Raw genomic sequence first — 6,911 nt, forward strand, 5'->3', positions numbered from 1 at the left:
CGCCCCTTCTTCGTATTCCTTCGTGCGTGTTCCTTCGCCGTGCGTATTCCTTACGTGCGTACGGACTACCAGGCGGTCTTCGAGGTCTTCTCGCCCGGCAGGAAGACCCACAGGCCCAGGTAAATCAGGAACTGGGGTCCCGGCAGCAGACAGGAGGCCAGGAAGATCACGCGCATCGTGGTTGCGGAGGTGCCGAAGCGCCGTGCCAGCGCAGCGCACACTCCGCCGATCACACGGCCGTCGCGGGGGCGGACAAGTGCGGTCATGGCGGGCTCCTTCGCGAGCTCAGGTGGGGGAGCGCCTCGTCGGCTCCCGATGTACTCAATACTCCCGCCGCGACCCCGTCCGGGCATCGCTCTACCGGGCGACCCCGACCCTGGAAATCCTCGGGGTCGACCCCTGCCCCGCCTCCTCCTCGCTCGGGGTCGCACCCCCTACCCGAGTACGAGCCGCCTCCCACCTGCGCCGCAGCCGGGCCCGCGTCAGCGGTACGACGACAAGGTGGGCCAGCGCGACGCCCGCCGTGTTCAGCAGCAGCGAGTCGACGTCCACGACCTGACCCGGCACCCCGGTCTGCCACAGCTCGATGCCGAGCGACAGCAGGGCGCCGGCCGCCACGGTGCGTACGAGAGAGACGAACGGCGACACCCGCAGCCGCCCGCCCGCCATCGGCAGCAGCACCCCCAGCGGTGCGAGCAGCGCAAGACCCTCGCCGATCCGGCGGGCGGCCTCCACGGGGCCCAGTGCCAGGTCCGCCCGGATGCCGGCCAGCGGCTGGAAATTGGGGGCGGTCACCCACAGCACGTCGTCGAGCGGGCGCAGACTCACCCATGCAACGAGCAGCAGATGCGCGAGGAGGAGAAGACTCCCCGTCACGCGGTAGCGGATGACGGCACTGCCGCTCAGACCTTGACGCACGCCCCCCAAGACGCGAGGGCCGAGCGGATCGGTTCCCCGGCCGGGGCAAGAGGACCCGGAAAGGTGCGATCGGGGCCCGCCAGAAGGTTTATTTACGAACAGTCACGCCGAGAGGCCCCGCCGAGACGACACGGTGGAGAGGCCCGCTGGCACGGTGGTGAGGCCCGCCGTCACGGTGGTGAGGTCCGCCGTCACGTCACGACGGTGAGGCGCCCGGGGCCGTCGGCTCCGTACCTTCCGTGGCCGCCGGTGAGCGCCGTACGTCGCTCAGGGTCGGCACCGTCTCGGGGCGCGCCTTCATGGCCGCCGTGCACTGGTACTTCCGGGGCGGATCCTCGGAGGGCCCGCCCAGCTCGACCGAGCCGCCGCCGTCGTCGGCCGCGCTCCCCGAGTACGTACAGACGATCTGGGCCAGCGCGTGCGTGGGCAGGTCGTCCGGCTCCCGGCTGAGCCGCAGCGCCTCCTTCGGGTCCCCCTGCCTGGGCCCGGACACCGTCAGCGTGCCGCGCACGTCCGTACTGAACCCGGCCTGCTCCTCCTCGTCGGACGGGTCCCGCTGGAGCTCGTCGAGGAGCGCCTGGGCGGCCCGCATCCGGTTCGCCGCCATCGTCTCCTCGGGTACAGCCACCACCCGCTGCACGGACACCAGACCGGCCCCGCACACCAGGAAGACCCGCACCGTGGAGCCCGCCTGCGCCTGCTCGTCCGCGGACTTGGCCGGTACGTCGCAGGACACCCGGGACGGCGCGGCCCCCGCGTCGACGGGCACCTGGGTGGTGCGGATGCCGCACCCCGCGGTGGCCGCGAGAGCCACCAGCACGGCGCACACGACGCCCGCCCGCTTCTTCAGCCGCATCAGCTCTGCCCCCGCACCTGGATGTCGTCGGCCTGCTCCCCGGACTCCGCGCACTCCGCGTCCTCCGCGCCCCGCGGCAGCCGCAGCGTGAACACCGCACCGCCGTCGGGCGAGTTGGCGGCCGAGATGCTGCCTCCGTGGATGAGCGCGTTCTCCATGGCGATGGAGAGACCGAGCCCGCTGCCTTCCGAGCGGGGCCGCGACGCACTCGCCTTGTAGAAGCGGTCGAAGACGTGCGGCAGGACGTCCGCCGGGATGCCGGGGCCGTGGTCCCGTACCTCGATCACCAGCTCGTCCTCGTCGGCGCGCACGGACACCCCTACCGGCGAACCGCCGTGCTTGAGCGCGTTCCCGACCAGATTCGCCAGGATCACGTCGAGCCTCCGCGGATCCAGCCGCACCATCAGCCCGCGCGTCGCGTCCAGCTCCACCGCGTCCAGCCAGGCCCGGGCGTCGAGACAGGCCGTCACCTGGTCGACGACGTCGACGTCGTCGAGCACCAGCCGGGCCGTCCCCGCGTCGAACCGGGTGACCTCCATCAGATTCTCGACCAGGTCGTTCAGCCGCCGGGTCTCGCTCACCACCAGGTGCACGGCGGGCGCGATCATCGGATCGAGGTTGTCCGCCTCGTCCTCCAGCACCTCCGCCACGGCGGTGATCGCGGTCAGCGGCGTCCGCAGCTCGTGCGACATGTCGGCGACGAACCGCCGGCTCGCCTCCTCCCGCGCAGTCATGTCCAGGACCTTCTTCTCCAACTGGGCGGCGGTCCTGTTGAACGTCCGCGACAGATCGGCGAGTTCGTCGGTCCCCGACACCCGCAGCCGCGTGTCCAGCTTCCCTTCCCCCAGCCGCCGCGCCGCGTCGCCCAGCCGCTGCACCGGCTTCAGTACGGTCGTGGCCGCGGCCTGCGCCAGCAGCGCCGACCCCAGCAACGCCAACCCGGTGGCGATCCCCAACGACCACGCCAGGGAATTGAGATCGTCCCGCTCCTGCTGGAGCGAGGTCAGCATGTACCCGGTCGGCCCGCCCCCGATGACCTTGGCCCCGCCCACCAGATACGGCGCGTTGCGCAGATTCGTACGCACCCAGAACAGGTGGTACGGATACGCGTTCCCCGCGGTGACCGGCTGTTCCCGGCTCACCTGCTCCTGAAGCTTCGCCGGTACGTCGTCGAGCGTGAAGGCGTCCAGGTCGGAGTACCCGACCACGGGCTTGCCGCCGTCGCGGCTGTCCACGAGCAGCACGCTGTACCCGGGGCTGGTGCTCATCGCCGACATCTGCTCGGCGGCGGTCTGGAGTTCGGTCTGGGTGGGCTGGAGGGGCAGGGTGGCGACCCGGCTCTGCATGGCCTGTCGGAAGTCGTTGAGCGCACTGTCCTGGGTACGCGTCAGCACGGCTTCCCTGTTGAGCCAGTACGCGATCCCCGCCACGGACACGGCGGCGGTCAGCGCCACCAGGGCGAACACCACCACGAGCCGCAGCCGCAGGCTGGTCCAGCGCAGCCCGGCGATCAGGGCCCGCTTGGCGACCGTACTCACGAAGGCGTGTCCAGCCGGTAGCCCACACCGCGGACCGTACGGATCAGCGTCGGTGACGAAGGGACGTCCTCGACCTTCGCCCGCAGCCGCTGCACACAGGCGTCGACCAGCCGGGAGTCCCCGAGGTAGTCGTGCTCCCACACCAGCCGCAGCAACTGCTGCCGGGACAGGGCCTGTCCGGGCCTTCTGCTCAGCTCCAGCAGCAACCGCAGCTCGGTGGGGGTCAGTTGCAGATCCTCCCCGTTCTTCGTCACGGTCATCGCCGAGCGGTCGATCACCAGCGACCCGAACGAGGCCGCGTCGTTGGCCTCCCTCTCACCGCGCCGCAGCACGGCCCGGATCCGGGCGTCGAGCACCCGCCCCTGCACGGGCTTGACGACGTAGTCGTCGGCCCCGGACTCAAGACCGACCACCACATCGATGTCGTCGCTCCGGGCCGTCAGCAGAATGATCGGCAGCTGATCGGTGCGTCTGATGCGCCGGCACACCTCGAAACCGTCGATCCCCGGCAGCATCACATCCAGCACGATCAGGTCGGGCCGCTGTTCGCGCAGCAGTTTCAATCCGTCTTCACCCGTGGCTGCCGTGGCAACACGGTGCCCTTGACGCGTGAGCGACAGCTCAAGCGCCGTACGGATGGCGTCGTCGTCCTCGATCAGCAACAGGAATGGCACCCGGCCATTCTGGCCCATGGGGGTGTACGAGTTCGACAGTTGGAGCGCTCCCATCCGATCCGACCTGCCGACACGACCCCTGTGACAGCCCTGTGACAGTCGCCGGACCTCGCTATGAAACTGCTCGGGCAATCTCATTTGCACACGGCACGCTACGGACTCCACCGACGGGGGGCGCGAGATGAACGCACTGCACAGCTCCAACTCAAGCGCAGTTGTCACGCGTCTCCACGACGTCGTACGGAGCATCGAGAAGTCCGGTGCTGTGACCGGGCGGGGGTGCGGTCGCAGCACCGGGCGTCAGCGGTCGTCGTCGTACAGCCAGTACATGACGGTCGTGGACGCGCCGGGGGCAACGGGGGGTGCCCACGGGGGGAGCACCGGGGGGAAGGAAGCTGCCGGGGGGACGCTCGGGGGAGCGCAGGCAGCACCGGAGGCGACGTACGGGGAGAGCTCGGGGGAGCGTGCGCACGCGACTGCGGCGGAGGCGGAATTCACCGCCTACGTCCAGGAGCGCCGCGCCTCCCTGTACGCGACCGCCTACCACCTGACCGGCGACCGCTTCGAGGCCGAGGACCTGCTCCAGAGCGCCCTCTTCTCGACGTACCGCGCCTGGGACAGGATCAGCGACAAGGCGGCGGTCGGGGGCTACCTCCGCCGCACCATGACCAACCTGCACATCAGCGCGTGGCGCCGCCGCAAGCTGAACGAATACCCGACGGAGGAGCTGCCGGAGACGGCTCTCGACACGGACGCCATGCGCGGCACGGAACTGCGCGCGGTCCTGTGGCAGGCCCTGGCCCGCCTCCCCGAACTCCAGCGCACGATGCTCGTCCTGCGCTACTACGAGGGCCGCACCGATCCGGAGATCGCGGACATCCTCGACATCAGTGTCGGCACGGTGAAGTCCAGCATCTGGCGGTCGCTCCGCCGGCTGCGCGAGGACGAGGTCCTCAGCTTCGGCCGTGACGAGGAAGAGTCCTTCGGCGAGCTCGTCGCCTGAAGGATGTGGGGGGCCGCTGTTTCGGGGGAGACGGCGGTGGTACGGGAGATCCGGGGGGATCTGGGGGGGATCACGGGGGAGATGGGGATCCGGGGGGATCCACGGGGGGTACGGGGGGAGCACGGGGGAAATGCGGAGCGGGATCACGTCGGCCGGGGGGCTGGCGGGGTCCCGTTTTCGTGTGCAGGGCCACTTTCAGCCCGTCCGGTGTTCGAGGACGCACGGCGCAGCCGTGCGGTCAGCGGTTCGGAGGAGGGGCAGGCGCCGCAGGCAGCCCGCATCACCCACCCAGCCGCGCGCGGCCCGCATCACCCACCCAGCCGCGCGCGGCCTACGCAGCCGACTCCGCAGCCGCGGAAGCTGTTCCGGGCGCAGCGGAAGCCGCCCCGGGCACACCGTCCGCATCCCGTACGACCGCCGACGCGGAAGCCGCCCCCGGCCGCCGCCCCGCCGCAGCGGCAGCCAGCCGCCCCAGCGCCTCGTCCTTGCCGCACGCATAAGTGCCCAGCGCCACCTGCCGCGCCACGATCCCCCGCTCGGCGCGCATCAGCCGCCACCCCCGCCTCAGCAGGAACGGCACCGACTTCCGGCCCTCGCGCAGATCACGCATCAGCCGCCGCCGGAACGTCGTGAAGGGTCGCCCGCGCAGACACAGCGCGTCCGCCAGCACCCCCAGTTCGCGGCACCGCGCCACGATGTCCGCCGCGAAGATCCCCTCCGCCACGAACAGGGGCGTGCGCTCGATGTCGAGCGCCTCCTCGTCCACCCGTGAGCTGGAGGCGAGGTCGTACACCGGAACGGTCGTGCGCCCGGTCCTGCAGAGCTCCTCGACGGCGGCGACCGCCACATCCGCGTCCCACGACAGCGGAGAGTCCCAGTCGATGTCCGAACTGCCCGTGACCTGCGGCAACGTGGGGTCGTGGCCCTCCTTGTAGAAGTCGTCGAGTCGCAGCACGGGCAGCTGGGCGCGCGCGGCGAGGGACGACTTGCCGGAGCCGGAGGGGCCTGCGAGGAGGACGACGCGGGCGCGTACGGGAGATGAGCTCACGGGATACAAGTGTGCGGCATCCACTCCGCCCAGGTCTCCCCGGGCGACGTCGTTCGTTGCGACCCGGGCCACTCAACTACGCTGCGTACGCACGTGATTACCCAATCGTGATCACCCGGGCACGATTAACCGATCACCCGCCCACGAACAACCGCCAACTCGCTCCATGACGCAGATGGGTACGCACTTCATGGCACGTCACACAGCCCCCAAGTCCCCGCGCCGCGCCCTGCTCCAGGCCGGCCTCACGGTGACGGCGGTCGGCGCCGCGCTGTCGGCAGGAGCGGGCGCCGCCCAGGCTGCTCCGGCCGCCTCGCCCGCCGCACTCGCCGTGGCCCCGATCGCTCTGCCGCTGCCCGGTGTCGACCAGTCGCTCGAAGAGGCCGGCGCGGCCCCGGGGCAGGCACTGACCGGCGCGCTCCAGCACGCGGCGACGGGCGGCCTCGCCCCCGCGACGAGCATGCGGCTCAACCCGCTGGCCGAAACGGCGGTCGACCCCCTCAACAACACGGTCGGCACCCAGGTCGCCGACTTCCAGCCGGTCAGCACGGGGGCGCTCACGGCTCCCTTGGCGAAGGGCGCCGCCCTGAAGGACCTGCCGGTGGTGGGAACGGTGGCGGGAACCTTGCGGGGCTGAGGGCTGAGGGCTGAGCGCTGAGGGGGACCGGGTGCCCCAGCCCCCGAGCCCTCTTGGCGGCTACCGCCGCTTCCCTCGGGCAGCGGGGCCGCCCCTCCACGCGAAGCCCCACCCTCGCTCCGGCATACGCACCGGTGCGGGGCGGTGGGCCGCTTCGCGGGATGGCCCCTCCCCGCCCCTCCACCTAAACCGCTCGCCGCGGGGCAGAGACGGTTCACGGCTCGCGCCGGTGGGGGC

The 6,911-nt window shown here is 71.3% G+C and carries 8 protein-coding genes; 2 read left to right on the top strand and 6 right to left on the bottom strand.

Going from position 1 to position 6,911, the window contains the following annotated elements; all coding sequences use genetic code 11:
• Positions 1-65 precede the first annotated feature (65 nt).
• The 5 genes from ACWGIG_RS35430 to afsQ1 form a co-directional block, all read right to left on the bottom strand.
• Positions 66-266, bottom strand: coding sequence for a PspC domain-containing protein (locus tag ACWGIG_RS35430; RefSeq protein ID WP_189820923.1), 201 nt, complete (start codon positions 264-266; stop codon positions 66-68).
• A gap of 91 nt (positions 267-357) precedes the next feature.
• Positions 358-918 (bottom strand): VanZ family protein, encoded by a 561-nt coding sequence (locus ACWGIG_RS35435; protein ID WP_453325814.1) that lies wholly within the window; start codon positions 916-918, stop codon positions 358-360.
• Positions 919-1,114: 196 nt separating this feature from the next.
• Positions 1,115-1,774: a hypothetical protein gene (locus ACWGIG_RS35440; RefSeq protein WP_453325815.1), complete on the bottom strand. Its 660-nt coding sequence runs from the start codon at positions 1,772-1,774 to the stop codon at positions 1,115-1,117.
• Positions 1,774-3,312, bottom strand: coding sequence for an ATP-binding protein (locus ACWGIG_RS35445; RefSeq protein ID WP_453325816.1), 1,539 nt, complete (start codon positions 3,310-3,312; stop codon positions 1,774-1,776). The genes ACWGIG_RS35440 and ACWGIG_RS35445 overlap by 1 nt, the downstream gene beginning before the upstream one ends.
• Positions 3,309-3,986, bottom strand: coding sequence for a two-component system response regulator AfsQ1 (gene afsQ1, locus ACWGIG_RS35450; RefSeq protein ID WP_189820919.1), 678 nt, complete (start codon positions 3,984-3,986; stop codon positions 3,309-3,311). The genes ACWGIG_RS35445 and afsQ1 overlap by 4 nt, the downstream gene beginning before the upstream one ends.
• A 181-nt stretch (positions 3,987-4,167) precedes the next feature.
• Here afsQ1 and ACWGIG_RS35455 point away from each other — a divergent pair, with 181 nt between their 5' ends.
• Positions 4,168-4,989 (top strand): SigE family RNA polymerase sigma factor, encoded by an 822-nt coding sequence (locus tag ACWGIG_RS35455; RefSeq protein ID WP_453325817.1) that lies wholly within the window; start codon positions 4,168-4,170, stop codon positions 4,987-4,989.
• A 331-nt stretch (positions 4,990-5,320) separates the two neighbouring features.
• Here the strand turns inward: ACWGIG_RS35455 and ACWGIG_RS35460 are convergent, their stop codons facing one another.
• Complete coding sequence (locus ACWGIG_RS35460) at positions 5,321-6,037, bottom strand: uridine kinase family protein (RefSeq protein ID WP_453325818.1); 717 nt, start codon at positions 6,035-6,037, stop codon at positions 5,321-5,323.
• A 190-nt stretch (positions 6,038-6,227) separates the two neighbouring features.
• Here ACWGIG_RS35460 and ACWGIG_RS35465 point away from each other — a divergent pair, with 190 nt between their 5' ends.
• On the top strand, positions 6,228-6,674 hold the full coding sequence (locus ACWGIG_RS35465) for a hypothetical protein (RefSeq protein ID WP_453325819.1): 447 nt from the start codon (positions 6,228-6,230) through the stop codon (positions 6,672-6,674).
• The last annotated feature ends 237 nt before the right edge of the window (positions 6,675-6,911 follow it).

It is taken from the genome of Streptomyces sp. NPDC054863 (assembly GCF_053610825.1).